This is a genomic window from Protaetiibacter larvae (genome assembly GCF_008365275.1).
Lineage (GTDB): Bacteria > Actinomycetota > Actinomycetes > Actinomycetales > Microbacteriaceae > Homoserinibacter > Homoserinibacter larvae.
Genome location: NZ_CP043504.1, coordinates 1,282,783 through 1,302,703 on the forward strand (window position 1 = coordinate 1,282,783; position 19,921 = coordinate 1,302,703).

At 70.4% G+C, this 19,921-nt stretch carries 15 protein-coding genes and 2 riboswitches; of the genes, 9 read left to right on the forward strand and 6 right to left on the reverse strand.

From position 1 onward, the window contains the following. The first annotated feature begins 57 nt into the window (after nucleotides 1-57). A riboswitch (glycine riboswitch) is annotated at nucleotides 58-149 on the forward strand. Beyond that, nucleotides 150-250: riboswitch (glycine riboswitch) on the forward strand. Between the two features lie 28 nt (nucleotides 251-278). The 3 genes from gcvT (at nucleotide 279) to gcvP (ending at nucleotide 4,706) form a co-directional block, all read left to right on the forward strand. Continuing rightward, nucleotides 279-1,412, forward strand: coding sequence for a glycine cleavage system aminomethyltransferase GcvT (gcvT, locus tag FLP23_RS06040; protein WP_149325021.1), 1,134 nt, complete (start codon nucleotides 279-281; stop codon nucleotides 1,410-1,412). Next, entirely contained in the window at nucleotides 1,412-1,783 is a 372-nt protein-coding gene (gene gcvH, locus FLP23_RS06045; protein WP_149325022.1) for a glycine cleavage system protein GcvH, read from the forward strand. Before gcvT ends, gcvH begins: the two co-directional genes overlap by 1 nt. 154 nt (nucleotides 1,784-1,937) lie before the next feature. Continuing rightward, a complete protein-coding gene (gene gcvP / locus FLP23_RS06050; RefSeq protein WP_246140100.1) occupies nucleotides 1,938-4,706 on the forward strand; it encodes an aminomethyl-transferring glycine dehydrogenase in 2,769 nt (922 codons plus the stop codon). A 535-nt stretch (nucleotides 4,707-5,241) separates the two neighbouring features. On the opposite strand, the gene FLP23_RS12220 is transcribed toward gcvP, so the two are convergent. From FLP23_RS12220 to FLP23_RS06060, 3 genes are read right to left on the reverse strand one after another with little or no spacing between them, the layout of a single operon-like run. Further along, the gene (locus FLP23_RS12220; RefSeq protein ID WP_168200389.1) at nucleotides 5,242-5,397 is read right to left on the reverse strand and encodes a hypothetical protein; all 156 of its coding nucleotides are present in this window, start codon (nucleotides 5,395-5,397) and stop codon (nucleotides 5,242-5,244) included. A gap of 9 nt (nucleotides 5,398-5,406) precedes the next feature. Continuing rightward, the gene (locus FLP23_RS06055; RefSeq protein ID WP_149325024.1) at nucleotides 5,407-6,207 is read right to left on the reverse strand and encodes a CPBP family intramembrane glutamic endopeptidase; all 801 of its coding nucleotides are present in this window, start codon (nucleotides 6,205-6,207) and stop codon (nucleotides 5,407-5,409) included. Beyond that, nucleotides 6,204-6,611 (reverse strand): thiol-disulfide oxidoreductase DCC family protein, encoded by a 408-nt coding sequence (locus FLP23_RS06060; protein ID WP_246139917.1) that lies wholly within the window; start codon nucleotides 6,609-6,611, stop codon nucleotides 6,204-6,206. The genes FLP23_RS06055 and FLP23_RS06060 overlap by 4 nt, the downstream gene beginning before the upstream one ends. A 252-nt stretch (nucleotides 6,612-6,863) precedes the next feature. Here FLP23_RS06060 and FLP23_RS06065 point away from each other — a divergent pair, with 252 nt between their 5' ends. The 5 genes from FLP23_RS06065 to FLP23_RS06085 all read left to right on the forward strand — a co-directional run bounded on the left by FLP23_RS06065 (nucleotide 6,864) and on the right by FLP23_RS06085 (nucleotide 14,130). Then, complete coding sequence (locus FLP23_RS06065) at nucleotides 6,864-8,495, forward strand: peptide ABC transporter substrate-binding protein (RefSeq protein ID WP_149325025.1); 1,632 nt, start codon at nucleotides 6,864-6,866, stop codon at nucleotides 8,493-8,495. Nucleotides 8,496-8,588: 93 nt separating this feature from the next. After that, nucleotides 8,589-9,518: an ABC transporter permease gene (locus tag FLP23_RS06070; RefSeq protein WP_149325026.1), complete on the forward strand. Its 930-nt coding sequence runs from the start codon at nucleotides 8,589-8,591 to the stop codon at nucleotides 9,516-9,518. Continuing rightward, on the forward strand, nucleotides 9,508-10,518 hold the full coding sequence (locus FLP23_RS06075; protein ID WP_149325027.1) for an ABC transporter permease: 1,011 nt from the start codon (nucleotides 9,508-9,510) through the stop codon (nucleotides 10,516-10,518). Before FLP23_RS06070 ends, FLP23_RS06075 begins: the two co-directional genes overlap by 11 nt. Beyond that, nucleotides 10,515-12,236, forward strand: coding sequence for an ABC transporter ATP-binding protein (locus FLP23_RS06080; protein WP_149325028.1), 1,722 nt, complete (start codon nucleotides 10,515-10,517; stop codon nucleotides 12,234-12,236). The genes FLP23_RS06075 and FLP23_RS06080 overlap by 4 nt, the downstream gene beginning before the upstream one ends. Nucleotides 12,237-12,264: 28 nt before the next feature. Continuing rightward, nucleotides 12,265-14,130 (forward strand): ABC transporter family substrate-binding protein, encoded by a 1,866-nt coding sequence (locus FLP23_RS06085; protein ID WP_168200390.1) that lies wholly within the window; start codon nucleotides 12,265-12,267, stop codon nucleotides 14,128-14,130. Between the two features lie 3 nt (nucleotides 14,131-14,133). Here the strand turns inward: FLP23_RS06085 and FLP23_RS06090 are convergent, their stop codons facing one another. Then, nucleotides 14,134-15,240, reverse strand: a complete 1,107-nt coding sequence (locus FLP23_RS06090; protein WP_149325030.1) for a hypothetical protein — start codon at nucleotides 15,238-15,240, stop codon at nucleotides 14,134-14,136. Between the two features lie 96 nt (nucleotides 15,241-15,336). Here FLP23_RS06090 and typA point away from each other — a divergent pair, with 96 nt between their 5' ends. Continuing rightward, complete coding sequence (typA, locus tag FLP23_RS06095; RefSeq protein ID WP_149325031.1) at nucleotides 15,337-17,250, forward strand: translational GTPase TypA; 1,914 nt, start codon at nucleotides 15,337-15,339, stop codon at nucleotides 17,248-17,250. A gap of 105 nt (nucleotides 17,251-17,355) precedes the next feature. Here typA and efeB read toward each other — a convergent pair whose 3' ends face one another. Together efeB and efeO are read right to left on the reverse strand one after the other, a co-directional pair. Then, nucleotides 17,356-18,672 (reverse strand): iron uptake transporter deferrochelatase/peroxidase subunit, encoded by a 1,317-nt coding sequence (gene efeB, locus FLP23_RS06100; protein ID WP_149325032.1) that lies wholly within the window; start codon nucleotides 18,670-18,672, stop codon nucleotides 17,356-17,358. Next, the gene (gene efeO / locus FLP23_RS06105) at nucleotides 18,672-19,883 is read right to left on the reverse strand and encodes an iron uptake system protein EfeO (RefSeq protein ID WP_149325033.1); all 1,212 of its coding nucleotides are present in this window, start codon (nucleotides 19,881-19,883) and stop codon (nucleotides 18,672-18,674) included. The genes efeB and efeO overlap by 1 nt, the downstream gene beginning before the upstream one ends. Between the last annotated feature and the right edge of the window lie 38 nt (nucleotides 19,884-19,921).

The following is a 19,921-nucleotide window of genomic DNA, read 5'->3' on the forward strand; positions in this document are numbered from 1 at the left end:
CTCGGCGGCGGTGTCGACGGCATCCGATAGGCTGGGGCCACAATCGCATATCGGGCCGCACGCGATGCGGGAGAGTCGACGCCGGGCGTCGACACCGAAGGAGCAAGCCTCCCCGCCAATCTCTCAGGTACGTGTACCGCATCGAACAGGCCGCTCTGAAAAGAGGCTTCCGCGCTCAGCGGCGGCCCGCCCATGGTGAAAGCGACCACTCGTCGCGAAGCTCTCAGGCATCGATGACAGAGGGGGAGTTCCACCGACCATGATCGGAGAGCTCGTCCATGACCGATACCCTGCCCGAATCCGAGCGGCGCTCGCCGCTCGATGACATCCACGTCGCCGCGGGGGCGAGCTTCACCGACTTCGCCGGCTGGCAGATGCCGGTGCGCTACAGCTCCGACCTCGCCGAGCACCACGCCGTGCGCACCGCCGCGGGCCTGTTCGACCTCAGCCACATGGCCGAGATCCTCGTGCTGGGCCCGGATGCCGCGGCCGCCCTCGACTACGCGCTCGCCGGGCGCATCTCCGCGATCGAGCTGGGGCAGGCCAAGTACAGCCTGCTGCTGGACGAGGACGGCGGCATCCTCGACGACCTCGTCGTGTACCGCACGGGCGAGGACCGCTTCCTCGTCGTCGCGAACGCCTCCAACCGCGAGGTCGCGGTCGACGCGCTGCGCGCGCGCGCCGAGGGCTTCGACGCGGTGGTCGACGACGAGTCCGACGACATCGCGCTCGTGGCCCTGCAGGGGCCGAAGGCGGAGGAGATCCTGCGGAACGTCGACGGCTTCGACATCCCCGAGCTCGACGGGCTGCGCTATTACCGCGCGGTCACCGGCGACTTCCGCGGCCACGAGGTGCTCGTGGCCCGCACCGGCTACACCGGCGAGGACGGCTTCGAGTTCTTCCTCGACCCCGACGCCGCCCCGGAGCTGTGGGGCGCGCTCGCCGAGACGGGCGCCGGATCCGGGCTCATCCCGTGCGGCCTCGCCGCGCGCGACACGCTGCGGCTCGAGGCCGGGATGCCGCTCTACGGCCACGAGCTGAGCCGCGACACCCTGCCCGCGCAGGTGGGCGTCGGCCGGGTGGTCGTGCTCGGCAAGCCGGGCGGCTTCGTGGGCGAGGCGGCCGTCGCCGCGGGCCCCGCCCCCGACGCGCCCGTGCTCGTGGGCCTCGCGGCCGAGGGCAAGCGTGCCGGACGCGCCGAGTACGCGGTGTTCGCCTCCGCGGAGGCGACGGATGCCGCGGGCGCCATCACGAGCGGCGCGCTCTCCCCGACGCTCGGCCACCCGATCGCGATGGCGCTCATCGCCCCGGAGCTCTCGGCGGTCGGCACGACCGTCTTCATCGACGTGCGCGGCACCCGCATCCCCGCAACCGTCGTCGCACTGCCCTTCTACGCGAGAAAGAAGAACTGATGTCGCTCCCCGATCACCTGAAGTACACCTCCGAACACGAGTGGGTGGCCGTCGACGGCGACCTCGCGCGCATCGGCATCACCGACTACGCCGCCGACAAGCTCGGCGACGTGGTGTTCGTCGACCTGCCGAAGGTCGGCTCCACGGTGACCGCCGGACGCGTCGTGGGCGAGATCGAGTCGACGAAGTCGGTCGGCGAGCTCTACGCCCCCCTCGAGGGCGAGGTCGTGGAGGCCAACGACGCCGTGGTCGACGACCCTTCGCTCGTGAACTCCGACCCCTTCGGGGCCGGCTGGATGATCGTGGTGCGCTTCACCGAGCTGCCGACCCTGCTCTCTGCGGACGAGTACGCCGCACTCACCGCCGAGTGAGCGCGCGCTGGAGCTGGGAGCGGAGGCCATTTCTGGCCTCCGCCGCGACGCCAGCGCCGACGGCCGTCCCGGCCGTCGATCAACCCGAAGGATCGAATTGACTGACCTGTTCGCCGATCGGCACATCGGCACCGACTCCGCGGCCCAGAAGCTCATGCTCGGTGCCCTCGGGTACCCGAGCGTCGACGCGCTCGTCGACGCGGCGATCCCCGCCGGCATCCGCCTGCCCGCCGACGCGCCCACGACGCTGCCGCCCGCCGCATCCGAGGTGGAGGCGCTCGCCGAGCTGCGGGCGCTCGCGAACCGCAACCGGGTGACCCGGCCGATGATCGGCCTCGGCTACTACGGCACCCACACCCCCGCCGTGATCCAGCGCAACGTGCTCGAGAACCCCAGCTGGTACACCGCCTACACGCCCTACCAGCCGGAGATCTCGCAGGGTCGCCTCGAGGCGCTCATCAACTTCCAGACCATGGTCACCGACCTCACGGGCCTCGCCACCGCGAACGCCTCGATGCTCGACGAGGGCACCGCGGTCGTCGAGGGGATGCTGCTCGCGCGGCGTGCATCGGGCTCCAGCTCGAACGTGTTCCTCGTCGACGCGGACGCGCTTCCGCGCACCAAGGAACTGCTGCGTCATCGCGCCGAGGCGGTCGGCATCGTGCTGCACGAGACCGCATACGACATGTCGCCGCCGCCGGCCGACCTTGAGGCGTTCGGCGCCTTCATCCAGTACCCCGGCGCATCCGGACGTCTGTGGAACCCGGCCGAGGTCATCGCCGCCGTCAAGGCCCAGGGCGGCATCACCGTCGTCGCGGCGGACCTGCTGGCGCTCGCCCTCATCGCCTCGCCCGGCGAGCTCGGTGCGGACGTCGCGGTCGGCACCACCCAGCGCTTCGGCGTGCCGCTCGGCTTCGGCGGTCCGCACGCCGGATACCTGGCGGTCCGCGCGGGCCTCGAACGCCAGATGCCGGGTCGCCTCGTCGGCGTCTCGCAGGACGCCGACGGCTACCCCGCCTACCGGCTGAGCCTGCAGACCCGCGAGCAGCACATCCGCCGCGAGAAGGCCACCTCTAACATCTGCACCGCGCAGGTGCTGCTCGCCGTCATGGCGTCCATGTACGCCGTCTACCACGGCCCGCGCGGCATCCGCGGCATCGCGCACCGCACCAACCGGATGGCGAACCTCCTCGCCGACGCGCTGAAGGACGCCGGCGTGGACCCCGCGCACGAACTGTTCTTCGACACCGTGCGGCTGAGCACCCCGGGCCGCGCGGCCGACATCGTGGCGGCCGCATCGGCGGAGGGCGTGCTGCTCTGGCAGGTGGACGCCGACACCGTGCAGTTCTCCACCGACGAGACCACGACCGAGGCCGACGCGCTCGTCGTGCTGCGCGCCGTGCTCGGGGATGCCGCGCCGGCCGAGCTCGGCTTCAAGCCCATCTCGCGCTCGATCGACCCCGATCACATGCGTCAGACGGAATACCTCACGCATCCGGTGTTCACGACGCACCACTCCGAGACCGGCATGATGCGGTACCTCAAGTACCTGGCCGACAAGGACTACGCGCTCGACCGGGGCATGATCCCGCTCGGATCGTGCACGATGAAGCTCAACGCGGCCACCGAGATGGCCGCCGTCACCTGGCCCGAGTTCGCGAACCTGCACCCCTTCGCCCCCGAGGCCGACACCGCCGGCTACCTCGAGCTGATCGGCCAGCTGTCCGGTTGGCTCGCCGACGTCACCGGCTACGACGAGGTGTCGCTGCAGCCCAATGCGGGAAGTCAGGGCGAGCTCGCGGGCCTGCTCGCCATCCGCGGCTACCACCGCGCGAACGGCGACACGCATCGCACCGTGTGCCTCATCCCCTCGAGCGCCCACGGCACCAATGCCGCGAGCGCCGTGCTCGCCGGAATGCGGGTCGTCGTGGTCGCCTGCGACGAGCTCGGCAACGTGGATCTCGACGACCTCCGTGCCAAGGTCGCCGAGCACGCCGCCGAGCTCGCCGCGCTCATGGTCACCTACCCGTCCACGCACGGCGTGTACGAGCACGAGATCCGCGCCGTCACGGATGCCGTGCACGCCGCCGGCGGTCAGGTGTACGTCGACGGCGCCAACCTCAACGCGCTGCTCGGCTACGCGCGCTTCGGCGACTTCGGGGGAGACGTCTCGCACCTCAACCTGCACAAGACCTTCTGCATCCCGCACGGCGGCGGCGGCCCGGGCGTCGGACCCGTCGCGGCGAAGGCGCACCTCGCGCCCTACCTGCCGTCCGGTTCCGCGAACCCGGTCTCGAGCGCGCCGTACGGCAGCCCCAGCATCCTGCCCATCTCCTGGGCCTACGTGCGGATGATGGGAGCCGAAGGCCTGCGCCGCGCCACCGGCTCGGCCGTGCTCGCCGCCAACTACATCGCGGTGCGCCTGCGCGAGCACTACCCCGTGCTCTACTCGGGCGACAACGGCCTCGTCGCGCACGAGTGCATCCTCGACCTGCGGCCGCTGCGGGACGCCACCGGGGTCACCGTCGACGACGTCGCCAAGCGCCTCATCGACTACGGCTTCCACGCGCCCACCATGTCGTTCCCCGTCGCGGGCACCCTCATGGTCGAGCCCACCGAATCCGAAGACCTCGCCGAGCTCGACCGCTTCATCGAGGCCATGATCGCCATCAAGGCCGAGGCGGATGCGGTGGGCGCGGGCCGCTGGCCGAAAGACGACAACCCGCTCGTCGGGGCCCCGCACACCGCGGAGTCAGTCATCGCGGGGGAGTGGACGCACGCCTACACGCGCGAAGAGGCCGTCTACCCGGTGCGCACCCTCGTGCACGGCGGCAAGTACTGGCCCCCCGTGCGGCGCATCGACCAGGCCTACGGCGACCGCAATCTCGTGTGCGCGTGTCCGCCGGTGGAGGCGTTCGCCTGACGGCGCCGCGTTAATCCGCGGCGCGGAGGCGTTCGCGTAGCCCCTCACCTGCTCCGCGGGGCGTCGGGATGGCGGGCGAGGCGCATGCCCTCGCGTGCCGGCGCTGCGCGTCGGCGCGCTCCCGCCAGTCCCGGTGCCAGCGCCTCGCCCGCCATCCCGACGCCCCGCTGTACTCGCGCGGACGAGTTACTCGTTGGTTGAGTGCCCGCGAAGCGGGCGTATCGAAACCAACCCTCAGGATGGTGCGGATCTCGATACACCGCGGCTGCGCCGCGGCACTCGATCAGCGGAGTGTTGCGGCTCCCCACGGCACTCGATCGGCGAAGTGTTGCGGCTGCGCCGCGGCACTCGATCAGCGGAGTGTTGCGGCTCCCCACGGCACTCGATCGGCGAAGTGTTGCGGCTCGCCGCGGCACTCGATCAGTGGAGTGTTGCGGCTCCCCGGGGCATGTTCTCCCCGGTTGCCGGGGTCACTCGTTGGTTGAGTGCCCGCGAAGCGGGCGTATCGAAACCAACAGGGTGCAGGCCGGCCCGCTCAGGCGGGCGGCGGCGGCAGCTCGAAGCGCGTCGCACCGTCGGCGGGCGGCGGCAGCTCGAAGCGGGTGGCTCCGCTGGGCGGAGGAGGAAGCTCGGGCGCGGACGGCGACGCAGTCGCCACGTTCGCCGACTCCCCCAAGTCGGGCGTAGACATACCGCGATCCTAACCCGGCAGACCGAACAGCTGCGGCCACATCGCCGCCGCCCACGGATATCCGACGAAGGTGGCCGCGTCGATGAGGAAATGCGCCACCAGGAACGGCAGCAGCCGTCCCCGTCGCGCGAACAGGAAGCCGAACAGCAGCCCCATCAGGAGGTTGCCGACGAACGCCCCCGGCCCCTGGTACAGGTGGTAGCTCGCCCGGAACACCGAGGTGGCGAGGATGATCGGCCAGTTGCCCCAACCGAGCTGTCGCAGCCGCGCGAACAGGTAGCCGAGCACCACGAACTCCTCCTGGATGGCCGCCCGCGCCGCCGAGAGCAGCAGCACGGGGATCGTCCACCAGTAGTCGGCGAGCCCGCCCGGGTTGACCGCCACGAAGACCCCCGCAGCGCGTCCCCCGAGATACAGCGCGATCCCGGGGATGCCGATCGCCGCGACGAGCAGCACACCCCAGCCGGTGTCGCGCAGCCGCCGGGTGCCGTCGAGCCCGAGCGCGCCCAGGCGGGGTCGCCGCGGCGCCCACAGCAGGAAGCACACGAGAAGCACCGGGACGATCGCGAAGGCGAGCGACAGCAGGTTGTAGATGAGGTCGAAGATCTCGCGGTCGCTCCGCGAAGGGTTGAGGGTCGTCGACTGGTCGGCGAGCGGCACCTCGCTCGTGACGCGGTACGCGAGTGCGACGATCGCGTAGACCGCCGACTGGCCGAGCCCGAGGGCCAGGACGATGGCGATCTCCCACCAGATCCGCGCGCGCGACGGCGTCGGACCGGGTGGGGCCGGCGGCGCGACCCAGGCGATCATCCGCGTGCGCTCGGCGGCAGGGCGCAGGCGGGCGTCCCCCCGGGCAGGCGGTGCCGGTACCGGGCGATGAAGCGGTAGCCGAGCGCGGCGACCCACGAGAACGGCGGGGTCGCGAGGATCCAGCCCGCGAAACGCCACCACGGCCCGCGCTGGGCGCGCAGCAGGGCCGAGAAGGCCAGATGCCCGCCGAACTGCCGGTCGGCGCTCACGAACCAGGCGTAGTGGGTGACGTCGTCGTCGTCGAGCCCGAGCTGCTCGTGGTCGATCCACTGGTACGGCACCGCCTCGGGGAAGCGCGGCAGAACCTCGCGCAGCCGGTTCACCCAGGTCGTGCAGAACGCGCAGTCGCCGTCGAAGACGAGCAGCGGGCGCGTTTCGGGTGCCGGACGGGGTGCGGTGACCACGCCTCCGATGCTACGCCGAGCTGTACCCCGGGGGGCTCGACAACCCCTCACGGAGGGATGCAAAGAATTTGACCCGTACGCAGAAAACCGGCGACTTGGAGAAGACCTCGCATGAAATCCGCGTGACGATTTCCGCCGTGTAACGATTCCTCTCACCGGTTTGGACACGCGCAGAGGCCGACCTAGGGTTACACGCATCACCGCCATGCGGGCCACAGCCTGCATGGCGTCCCATTGTGTACAGGAGGAATCGTGCGAATCTCTCGCATCGCAGCAGCCGCCGGAGGGGTCCTCATCGCCTCGGCGCTCGTCCTCTCCGGTTGCGCGTCGGACACCCCCGACGACAACAACGGAGGAGGCTCGGCATCGACCGGCGTCGTCAACGTCGCGTGGTCGGAGCCGGAGAACCCGCTCATCCCCGCCAACACCAACGAGGTCAACGGCGGTCAGATTCTCAACAACATCTTCGCCGGGCTCGTCTACTACAAGGCCGATGGCTCGTGGGACTACGACGCGGCCGAGTCGATCGAGTCCGATGACTACATCAACTGGACGATCAAGCTCAAGGCCGACCAGAAGTTCTCCGACGGCACCCCGGTGACCGCCGAGTCCTTCGTCAAGGCCTGGCAGTGGGCGGCCTCGAACCCCGACCTGCTGAACCAGTGGTGGTTCATCGACGCGATCGCGTTCAAGGGCGGCACCTACGACGGTGGCGACAACACCCTGGCGCTCGACGTCGTCGACGACACCACCTTCACCGTCGAGCTCGCCTCGCCGCGCGCCGACTTCCCGATCGCCCTCGGCTACACGGTGTTCTTCCCGCTGCCCGAGTCGTTCTTCGACGACCCGGACGCCTTCGGCGAGGCCCCGATCGGCAACGGTCCCTACAAGCTGGCCGAGGACGGCTGGGTGCACGGCGAGAGCCTCGCGCTCGTGCCGAACGACAGCTACACCGGTCCGCGCAAGGCCCAGAACGGTGGCCTGAACTTCAAGGTCTACGCGACCCTCGACGCCGCCTACGCCGACCTGCTGTCGGACAACGTCGACATCGTCGACTCGGTGCCGACCTCGGCGCTCGGGACCTTCAAGGACGAGCTGGGCGACCGGGCCGTCGAGCAGGCGACCGCGGTGTTCCAGTCCTTCACGATCCAGTACGGCCTCGAGCACTTCGGTGACGACGAGGAAGGCGTGCTGCGTCGCGAGGCCATCTCCCACGCGATCAACCGCTCCGAGATCACCGACGTGATCTTCCAGGGCACCCGCACGCCGGCCGAGGACTTCACCTCGCCCGTCATCGCGGGCTTCGACCCGGCGTCGATCGAAGGCTCCGACGTGCTGAAGTACGACCCGGAGCTCGCCAAGGAGCTGTGGACCCAGGCCGACGCGATCGCGCCGTGGTCGGGCACCTTCCAGCTCGCCTACAACGCGGACGGCGGCCACCAGGAGTGGGTCGACGCGACCGTCAACTCGATCAAGAACGCGCTCGGCATCGACGCGGTCGGCCTCCCGTACCCCGACTTCGCGGGTCTGCGCACCGAGGTCAACGACCGCACCATCAAGGCGGCGTTCCGCAGCGGTTGGCAGTTCGACTTCCCGTCGCAGGCCAACATCCTGGGTGCGCTCTACGTGACCGGTGCCGGTTCGAACGACGCCGACTTCTCGAACGCCGAGTTCGACGACCTGTTCCGTCAGGGACTCGCGTCGCCGACGCAGGAGGAGCAGTCGAAGCTGTTCAACCAGGCGCAGGGCATCCTCTTCCAGGAGCTGCCCGCGATCCCGCTCTGGTACGGCGCCGTCACCGCCGGATACTCGACGCTGGTCGACAACGTGGAGTTCGGCTGGGACAGCTGGCCGATCCTCTACAACATCACCAAGTCCGAGTAGAGCTCGATCGATACACGCACCGTGGGGCGGCGCCGAAGCGGCGTCGCCCCACGGGGTGCGTTATCCCCGATTTTCTGAAACGCTGATTCCCTTATGTTCTGGTACATCGTCAGACGCCTGCTGCAGGGCATCCCGGTGTTCTTCGGCTCGACGTTCATCATCTTCACGCTGGTGTTCGCGCTGCCGGGCAACCCGGTGCTCCGCATGTTCGGCGACCGCACCCCCTCGCCCGAGCAGATCGCGGCGCTCGAGGCCAAGTTCCACCTCGACGAGCCGTTCCTGACCCGGTACTTCCTCTACCTGGGCGATGTGCTCCAGGGCAACCTCGGCACCACCTACGCGGGCCAGTCGGTCAACGAGATCCTCGCCCGCACCTTCCCGACGACCCTGCGCCTGGCGCTCCTCGCCGTGCTCATCCAGCTCATCATCGGTGTGCTCGCGGGTCTCATCTCGGGTCTGCGCAAGGGCGGCATCTTCGACCACGCGACCCTCATCGTGACCCTGCTCATCATCTCGATGCCGGTCTTCGTGCTCGCCTTCGTGGCGCAGTGGGTGTTCGGCATCCAGCTCGGCTGGTTCCGCCCCACCGTCGGGGCAGGCGCGCCATGGAGCGATCTGATCCTCCCCGCGATCGTGCTCGCCGGCCTCAACCTCGCCTACGTCGTGCGCCTCACCCGCGCCTCCGTCATCGAGACGAGCCAGAACGACTTCGTGCGGATGGCGTACGGCAAGGGTCTCTCGCGGGGCCGGGTCGTGCCCGTGCACATCCTGCGCAACTCGATGATCCCCGTCACCACGAACCTCGCCGCCGACTTCGGCATCCTGATCGTCGGCGCGACCGTCACCGAGGGCATCTTCAACGTGCCCGGCGTCGGCAACGAACTGTTCAAGGCGATCAACCGCCACGACACCCCCGAGATCGTCTCCATCGTGACGATCCTCGTCATCGTCTACGTGCTCGTGAACATCGCCATCGACCTCCTCTACGGAGTGCTCGACCCGAGGATCCGCTATGTCAAGTAAGAATCCCGTCCGCACCGCCCCGCGCTACGTCGCCGACGTCGACGAGGGAGGCCTCGGCGCGGTCGACGCGGTGCGCGTGAGCGACCGCAAGTCGAACCTCTGGCTCGACGCCTGGCGCGACCTGCGCGGGCGCTGGATGTTCTGGCTGTCGGCCGTCATCATCGCCTTCATCGTCTTCGTGGCGCTGTTCCCCGGGGTGTTCACCCCGGTCCCGCCGAACGACGGGTGCATCCTCAGCGTGCAGAACCAGGCCCAGGCGGACGCGCTCGGCGTCCCGATCGGCACCCGCATCTCCAACCACGGACCGCTGCCGGGCCACCCGCTCGGGTTCACCCTCCAGGGCTGCGACGTGTTCTCGCGCATCCTGCACGGCACGAGCACCTCGCTCTCGGTCGGCATCATCGTGACCGTGCTCGTGGCGATCATGGGCATCGTGATCGGCGCCTTCGCCGGCTACTTCGGCGGATGGCTCGACTCGTTCCTGATGCGTCTCGGCGACATCTTCTTCGCGATCCCGTACATCCTCGCGGCGGTCGTCATCATGTCGCTGTTCCTGCACGAGCGCAGCATCTGGATCATCTCGCTCGCGATCGGCTTCTTCAGCTGGCCGTCGACGGCGCGCATCCTCAGATCCGAGGTGCTACGGGTCAAACAGCTCGACTATGTGATGGCCTCGGAGGCGATCGGCCTCTCGCGGGTGCGCACGATGTTCACCCACGTGATGCCGAACTCGATCGCCCCCGTCATCATCATCTCGACGGTGGGTCTCGCGGGCGCCATCACGGCGGAGGCGACCCTGTCGTTCCTCGGCGTCGGCCTGCCCAACAACATCTACATGTCGTGGGGCAACGACATCTCGGCCGCCCAGACGAGCCTGCGCACCGCGCCGCAGACGCTCATCTACCCCTCGATCGCCCTGTCGATCACCGTGCTGGCGTTCATCATGCTCGGCGAGACCGTGCGCGATGCGCTCGACCCGAAGGCGAGGGCGGCACGATGAGCGCACTCGAACCGCTGCTCCAGGTCCAGGACCTGCAGGTCGCGTTCAAGACGCAGGACGGCTTCGTGCCGGCCGTGCGCGGCGTGAGCTTCGACGTCTACCCGGGTGAGACGGTCGCGATCGTCGGAGAGTCCGGATCCGGCAAGTCGACGACCGCGCACGCGATCATCAACCTGCTTCCCGGCAGCGGCCGCATCACCGGCGGCAAGGTGCTCTTCGAGGGCCGCGACCTCGCGCAGTTCAAGCGCACCGAGATGGAGGAGGTGCGCGGCAAGGAGATCGGTCTGGTCCCGCAGGATCCGATGAACTCCCTCAACCCCGTGCACCGCATCGGCTTCCAGGTGGAGGAGACGATCCGCGCCAATGGCCTCGCGCGGTCCAAGCGCGAGGTGCGCAAGCGCGCGATCGAGGTGCTCAAGGAGGCGGGCCTCTCCGACGCCGACCAGCGGCTGCGGCAGTTCCCGCACGAGTTCTCGGGCGGCATGCGCCAGCGCGTGCTCATCGGCATCGGCCTGTCGTCGCACCCCAAGCTGCTCATCGCCGACGAGCCCACGAGCGCGCTCGACGTCACCGTGCAGAAGAAGATCCTCGACCACCTCGAGCAGCTCACCGCGGAGCGCAACACCGCGGTGATCTTCATCACCCACGATCTGGGTCTCGCCGCCGAGCGCGCCGAGAACCTCGTCGTGATGCACCGCGGGCGCATCGTCGAGTCGGGCCCGGCCCGCGACATCCTGCAGGACCCGCAGCACCCGTACACGAAGCGCCTCGTCGCGGCCGCGCCGAGCCTCGCCTCGAAGCGCATCCAGTCCGCCGTCTCGTCGGGGGCGGCGCTCACGACGGTCGAGGCGGACGGCACCGACCCCTCGCTCGACCTCGTGTCGGTCGCCGAGAAGTCGGTCGAGGCGCCCGCGCCCGACGCTCCGCCCGTGATCGAGTTCCGCGATGTGACCAAGGTGTTCAAGATCCGCACCGGCGGACCCCGCTCGATCCCGTTCACGGCCGTCGACAAGGTGTCGTTCCAGGTGCCCAAGGGCTCCACCATGGCGCTCGTGGGCGAGTCCGGTTCGGGCAAGTCGACCGCGGCGAAGCTCCTGCTGCGTCTCGAGGACATCACCTCCGGCTCGATCCTCGTCGAGGGCAAGGACATCTCCGCGCTCAGCCGGCACGACCTGCTCGCGCTGCGCAGCAAGATGCAGCCCGTCTTCCAGGACCCCTACGGCTCGCTCGATCCGCTGCACAACATCGGCAACACGATCGCCGAACCGCTCAAGGTGCACCGGGTGGGGGACGCGGCCTCGCGCAAGGCGCGCGTTCGCGAGGTGCTCGACCAGGTCGCGCTGCCGGAGACGGTGCTGACGCGCTACCCGAACGAGCTCTCCGGCGGACAGCGGCAGCGTGTCGCGATCGCACGCGCACTCGCGCTCAAGCCGGAGATCGTGGTGCTCGACGAGGCGGTCTCCGCGCTCGACGTGCTCGTGCAGGCGCAGGTGCTCAACCTGCTGGCCGACCTGCAGGCCGAGCTGGGACTCACCTACCTGTTCATCACCCACGACCTCGCGGTCGTGCGCGTGATCGCAGACCACGTGAGCGTCATGCAGAAGGGCCGCATCGTCGAGCAGGCGACCGTCGACGAGGTGTTCGAGAACCCGCGCGAGGAGTACACGCGCGACCTGCTCGCCGCCATCCCGGGTGCCGATATCGAGCTCGCCCACTGAGCACCCGCGCCCGCCTAGGGTGGGTCGCGTGCGCATCCGAGCCGTCGCGAGCGTCGTCGCCGTCGTCCTGACGGGGGCGGCGCTCGTCGGCTGCACGCCGCCGAGCCGCACCGTCGCGGGCAGCTCGGTCACGGTCGCCGTGAGCGGCGCGTTCACCTCGCTCAACGCGGACAGCTCCTTCGGGCGCGCCTCCGCGCTCAACGCCGACATCGCCTCCCTCACCGGGTCGGGCTTCGCCTCGCACGACGATCGCGGTGCGCTCGTGCCCGACCCGAGCTTCGGCACGGCGACCATCACCGCGCGCGACCCGCTCACCGTGCGGTACACGATCGCCGAGGGCGTCACCTGGTCGGACGGCGTTCCCGTCACCCCCGACGACCTGCTGCTGGCGTGGGCCGCCGAATCCGGGGCGCTCGACACCCCGGATGCCGGGGCCGACGCATCCACCGACCCCGAGACGGGGCGCGTCGGGCCGCTCCCGGAGGGCGTGGTGCACTTCGACGCGGCGCCCCCGCACGGCCTGGAGCTCGCGAGGCAGACCCCGCAGTTCGGCGACGACGGCCGTTCGCTCTTCGTGCACTTCGACAGCTACACCGCCGGATGGCAGACCGTCCTCGCGCCCGGCTTGCCGCTCCATGTGGTGGCGGCGCGCGCCCTCCAGCTGCCGCTGCGGCACGACGCCGCCGCCGCGACCGACACCGCCACCGCCGACCCGGACCGCGACGCCGCGGCCGGAGCCGTGCGCGCCGCGCGCGCCGCGATCCTCGACCGGGACACCGGCGCCCTCACACGCATCGCCGAGGTGTGGAACCGCGGCTTCGACCTCACCGGGGGCACGCCCGAACCCGAGCTCCTCGCGGCGTTGGGGCCGTATCGGGTGACCGCGGTCGCCGACGGCAGCGTCACGCTCACCGCGAACCCGCGCTACGAGGGATCGCGGCGTCCGGCGATCGAGACGATCACGCTCACGACCGTCGACGACCCCGCCGAACTGACCCGGCGCTTCGCGGCCGGCCGGCTCGACGTCGCCACCCCGGTCCCGGACCCGGCCCTCGCCGCGAGCCTCGCCGCGATCCCGGGCGTGCGGGTGGTGCCCGGGGCCGCGAGCACCCTCGAGCATCTCGAGCTGCAGTTCGCCGACTCCCGGAACGGGCTGTTCGGCGAGCTGCGGGTGCGCCAGGCCTTCCTCGCCGTCGTGCCTCGGCAGCAGATCCTCGACGAGATCGTCGTCCCCGTGAGCCCCGACGAGCGGCTGCTCGACTCCTTCGTGCTGCGCCCGAGCGACGAGGGCTACGCCGACGCGATCGCGGGCAACGGCGCGCGCGAGCACGCGGGCGTCGACGTGGAGGCTGCGACCGCCCTCCTCGCGAGCGCGGGGCTCGTCTCGCCCGAGGTCTGCATCCTCTACGACCCCGCCGACGCGCGCCGGGCAGCCGAGTTCGCCCTCATCCGCGACAGCGCCCAGCGCGCCGGATTCCGCGTCACCGACTGCTCCCGCGACGACTGGCGAGGGCTCCTGGGTGTGGCGGGCGCCTACGACGCCGCCCTCTACGCCTGGGACACCACGCGGCTCGGTCCCTCCGCGGTGTCGGCCGTGTACCGCAGCGACTCCGCCGTCGCCAACTTCACTCACTTCGCCGACCCCCAGGCCGACGGCCTCATCGACCGGCTCGCCGCCACCGATGACCCCGCCCAGCGCACCGCACTGCTCACCCAGCTCGACGCACTCCTGTGGCAGCAGGCCTACGGGCTGCCGTTGTTCGCCCACCCCGTCCTCACGGTGGTCTCCGAGCGCGTCGCGGGCGTCACGCGCTCGCCGCTCGCCCCCGGCGTGCTCGAGCACGCGTGGGCGTGGACGCCGGTCGCCCCCGGCGGGAGCGCCCGAACCGGCTGACGCTCAGGCGGCGAACGCGCCGACCATCACCATCGCGAACGGCGCCAGCACCATGAGCGGCAGCCCGACCCCCGCGATGACCATCGTCGGTCGCACGCGCGTGCCGACCCGTCGACCGGCGTCGGTCACCCGGTCGAGCGTGCGCTCGCCGATCCGGCTGTCGCTGTAGCGTTCGGCCTGCGTGCGCAGTTCCGCCGTGGTGCGTTCGATGAGCAGGAAGGCGCGTCGCAGATCCTCCTCGACGATCGCACTGCGCAGCGGCGACTCGGGGAAACGGAAGAACAGCCGGTCGTCGAGCACCTCGGCTCCCCACTGCAGGGCGCCGGCGTCGTCGAGCATCGCCGCCATGACATCCGGCGTGAACAGGTAGAGCGCGTCGCGCTCGTAGCCGGGAGGGCACAGGAGCGTGAAGGTCTGATCGAACTCGATGCCCATCGAGTAGCGGGCGTGGAGGTCGAGATTCGTGTCCGACAGCTCGGAGCGGCGCAGCAGGGCGATGTGCGGCAGGCGGCGGGGGAGCGGCACCGCGACATACCAGCCGTAGTCGATGGTGATCGGATACGGCCGCTTCTCGGTCGGCACGAAGTCGGGCGGGACCGGGCGGTGGAAGATGCGGTACCCGATCTCGAACGGCGGCCACGGCGAACCCTCGGCCGGGCGCAGCCGCATGGAGACGCGCTGCACGTTGGCATCCTGGCCGGCCGCAGGAGGCAGCGAGGTGTCGACGACCGACGTGGCGTGGTAGTCGAGCCCGTTGGCCGCGGCGAAGGCCGCGAGCTCCGGGTTCACCGGCACCACGCGTCGACCGTAGCGGCGGTTCCAGCCCATGTGCCCGGCGATCACGGCGAGCACGAGCAGCACCCCGGCCACGCCGCAGAGCGCGTAGAAGAGCCGCCTCCCCCCGGTATCCGCCCCGGGCAGCATGACGAGCGCGAAGATCGCCGTCGACCCGGCGGCCATCGCGACCACGACCGAGACGGTGTCGAGCCACGCGGGCATGGCGCGCGAGAGTCGCCAACTCCACCCCGGGCCGCGCGGCAGCGACACCTCGAGCGGGGTGAAGTCGAGATGCTCGAACACGTGCAGGGCGTCGTCTCTCCGGGAGTTCACGGCGTCACTGTACCCATCACCGGTAGGATGGAGGGGTCGCGGCCCGCTGACGGCGCCGCCATCCGACTTCCCCTCCCAGCATCCTGAGGTTCCCGCATGCCCATCGCCCACCGTTCCGACCTGCGCAACGTCGCGATCGTCGCCCACGTCGACCACGGCAAGACGACCCTCGTCGACGCCATGCTCCGCCAGACCGGCTCCTTCGGCTCCCACGAGCACGTCGAGGAGCGCGCCATGGACTCGAACGACCTCGAGCGCGAGAAGGGCATCACGATCCTCGCCAAGAACACGGCGATCACCTACGCAGGCCTCCACGCCACCGACGGCCCCGTCACGATCAACGTCATCGACACTCCCGGCCACGCCGACTTCGGCGGCGAGGTCGAGCGCGGCCTCTCGATGGTCGACGGCGTCGTGCTGCTCGTCGACGCCTCCGAAGGCCCGCTGCCGCAGACCCGCTTCGTGCTGCGCAAGGCGCTCGAGGCGAAACTGCCCGTCATCCTCGCCGTCAACAAGACGGACCGCCCGGACGCCCGCATCGACGCCGTCGTGCACGAGAGCCAGGATCTGCTGCTCGGCCTCGCGAGCGACCTCGCGGACGACGTTCCCGACCTCGACCTCGACGCCATCCTCGACGTGCCCGTCGTCTACGCCTCCGGACGCAACGGGGCGGCCTCCTGGAACCGTCCCGCCGACGGCACCCTGCCGGACAACGACGACCTCGAGCCGCTCTTCGACGCCATCCTCAAGCACGTGCCGGCGCCCAGCTACGACGACGAGGCGCCGCTGCAGGCCTGGGTCACCAACCTCGACGCCTCGCCGTTCCTCGGCCGCATCGCGCTGCTGCGCGTGTTCGCCGGCACCATCAAGAAGGGCCAGACGGTCGCCTGGGTGCGCCACGACGGTTCCCACTCCAACGTGCGCATCACCGAACTGCTGAAGACCAAGGCACTCGACCGCTACCCGGCCGAGTCGGCATCCGCGGGCGACATCGTCGCCGTCGCCGGCATCGAGGACATCACCATCGGCGAGACCATCGCCGACCCGGACGACATCCGTCCGCTGCCCGCCATCACCGTCGACGAGCCCGCCATCTCGATGACGATCGGCACCAACACGAGCCCCATCGTCGGCAAGGTCAAGGGCCACAAGCTCACCGCCCGCATGGTCAAGGACCGCCTCGACCGGGAGCTCATCGGCAACGTCTCCATCCGCGTCGTCGAGATCGGCCGCCCCGACGCGTGGGAGGTGCAGGGTCGCGGCGAGCTCGCCCTCGCCATCCTCGTGGAGAACATGCGCCGGGAAGGCTTCGAGCTGACCGTCGGCAAGCCGCAGGTCGTCACCAAGCAGGTGGACGGCAAGGTGCACGAGCCCTACGAGCACCTCACGATCGACGCCCCGGAAGAGCACCTCGGCGCCATCACCCAGCTGCTCGCCGCCCGCAAGGGCCGGATGGAGTCGATGGCGAACCACGGCACCGGCTGGGTGCGCATGGAGTTCGTGGTGCCGAGCCGCGGCCTCATCGGGTTCCGCACCGAGTTCCTCACCATCACCCGCGGCACGGGCATCGCCAACGCCATCTCGCACGGCTACGAGCCGTGGGCGGGCGACATCACCACGCGCGTCAACGGCTCGATCGTGGCCGACCGCGCGGGCGTCGCCACCCCCTTCGCGATGATCGCCCTGCAGGAGCGCATGAGCTTCTTCGTCGAGCCGACGCAGGAGGTCTACGAGGGCATGGTGATCGGCGAGAACTCGCGCGCCGACGACATGGACGTCAACGTCACCAAGGAGAAGCAGCTCACCAACATGCGCTCCTCGACGGCCGACAACTTCGAGAAGCTCACCCCCTCGCGGCGTCTGACGCTGGAGGAGGCTCTCGAGTTCGCCCGCGAGGACGAGTGCGTCGAGGTGACGCCGGAGGTGGTGCGCATCCGCAAGGTCGTGCTCGACCAGACCGAGCGCGCCCGCGCCACCTCGCGCCTCAAGCGCCAGAACGCGAACGCCTAGGCTGCTGCGTGCTCCGCGGGGCGGGAGCGCGGGCCGCGAGACGCTGATCGAGTGCCGCGCGAAGCGCGGTGCCGCACCCCGCTGATCGAGATCAGCGCACCCGCGTCAGTTCAGCAGCCCGTCGCCGATCGACTGACCCGGGCGGATCCCCGGCGGGATCGCGAACACCGCCGAGCCCACGTGCCGCAGGTACTCGTTGAGGCCGTCGCGCGCGAGGGAGCGCTGCACGGTGACGAAGCGCTCCGGGTCGTTCTGGAAGCTCAGGAAGAACAGCCCCGCATCCAGCCGTCCGAGGCTGTCGTTGCCGTCGACGAAGTTGTAGCCGCGACGCAGCAGCCGGATGCCGCCGTTGACGTCGGGGTGGGCGAGGCGCACGTGGGCGGCCGCGTCGATCTTCGGGGTGCCGTCGGGGCGCAGTGCCGCGAAATCCGGGGCCGCGAACTCGCCGCCGCCGGAGAGCGGGCCGCCGTCGCCCTTCGTACGGCCGACGAGCGTCTCCTGCTCGTTGAGCTGCACGCGGTCCCAGCTCTCGATGATCATGCGGATGCGGCGGGCCACGAGATAGCTGCCGCCGACCATCCAGGAGGGGCCGGCATCGGCCGACACCCACACGTTGTCGACGACGGCATCGTGCTCCTCCGCCTTGAGGTTGGCGGTGCCGTCCTTGAAGCCGAACAGGTTGCGGGGCGTCTGCTGGGTGACCGAGGTCGACGAGGTGCGCCCGAAGCCGAGCTGCGACCAGCGGAGCGCCGCGCGCCCGAAGGCGATGCGGCTGAGGTTGCGGATGGCGTGCACGGCCACCTGCGGGTCGTCGGAGCAGGCCTGGATGCACAGGTCTCCGCCGCTCGAGGCCGGGATGAGCGCGTCGCCCGCGAAGCGGGGGAGCGGTTCGAGGGCGGCCGGCTTGCGGGAGGCGAGCCCGAAGCGGTCGACGCCGTCGGCATCCACGAACAGGCTCGGCCCGAAGCCGAAGGTGAGGGTGAGGCCCGCCGGTCCCAGGCCGAGCGCCTCGCCCGTGTCCTCCGGGGGTGCGTAGGGGGAGCCGCCGACCGCGCCCGTCTCGCCGATCTCCTCGCCGCGGGTGAGACTCGCCGCCGCCGCGGTCCAGTCGGCGAGCAGGCTCTCGAGGTCGGCGCGCGTGGCACCCTCCGCCAGGTCGAAGCTCGCGAAGTGCAGGCGGTCCTGGACGGGCGTCGTGATGCCGGCCTGGTGCTCGCCGTAGAAGTCGTAGCTGCGGTCCGCCGCAGACGCCGCGGCGCCGGCGATCGCTGTCGCGATCCCGGCGCCGGCGGCCCCGCCGACCACGATCCCGGCGGCCCCCGCCCCGGCGAGGCCGAGGAGGCCTCGCCGGGTGATCTCGATACGCGCCTTCGGCGCTACTCGATCAGCGGGATCGGGTTCGTGGTCGGCGGGTTCGGTCATCAGACTCCGAGGACGGTGCTGGTGAGCTGCGAGAGCGGCTCGGCGAGGGCGTTGACCGCGTCGGACAGCTCCTTGCGCTGCGCATCGGTCACCTGATCGTAGGACGTGAAGCCGTCCTCCAGGCTCCCGTACTGCGCGAGCACCTTCTCGAGGGAGGCGAACTGGGTCTCGATCTCGGCGACGAGCGCCTTGCCATCCTCGGACGCGGCGGCGATCGCCTTCACGTTGCCGAAGGCCACCTCGGCGCCCTGCACGTTGGCGGCGAAGTCGGTGAGGTCGGTGTGGCTCCACCAGTCCTCCTCGCCCGAGATCTTGCCGGTCGCGACCTCGTCGAGCAGGCCGATCGCACCGTTCGAGATGTCGGCGAGCGTCACGGTGAAGTCGGGGTCGGAGACGAGGTCGAACAGCTGCTGCACGTCGGCGACGAGCCCGTCGCCGAAGGCCTTGCGCTCCTCCGGCGTCGACGGCGCCCAGTCGAGCAGCGCGCTCGTGCCGTCCGAGTTGAGGTCGCCCTCGGCGGGAGCCCAGAGGTCCTTCTCGATGCGGTGGAAGCCGGTCCAGTCGAGGCCCTCGGCCACGGCGTCGACCTCGCGGTAGTCGATCTTCGGGTCCAGGTCGCCGAACGCCTCGGCGGTCGGCTCGATCCGCTCGTACGACACGCGGGTGGAGGCGAACAGCGCACGCGCGGTGTCGTCATCCCCGGCGACGTACGCGTCGACGAAGGCCTTCACCTGCGGGAGCAGCTCGCCGGCCTGCGAACGGATGTAGGCGATGTAGTTGGTGACGGCCTCGTCGCGTGCGGCCTGGGTGTCGGCGTCGAGCTGCTGCGCCTCACCGGTGACGGTGAACTCGGCGACGCCCGTCGGGGCGCCCACGAGCTGGAACTTGCACGCCGTGTAGTAGGTGCCGGGCTCGAGCTGCGCGACATAGCTGATGGTCTGGCCGGGCGTCACGTTCTCCTTCTCGCCCACGATGCGCAGCTGGTCGTCGGCGAGGATCTCGAACTCGTTGACGTCGGTGCCGTTGTTGGTGAGCTCGAAGGTCACGGCACCCGCGGTGGCGGTGGACGCCGAGACGTTGCACTCGGTGTCGGTGATGTCGACCGTGAGGGCGGTGCCGGTGGGCGTGTTCGGCACGCAGCCGGCGAGGGCGAGCGCGACGACGCCGGCGGCGGCGGCCACGACCAGCGGACGGGCGGGACGGATGGGCATGGGTCTCCTCGGTGATGGGTGCCCGGAACCGGGCGGGG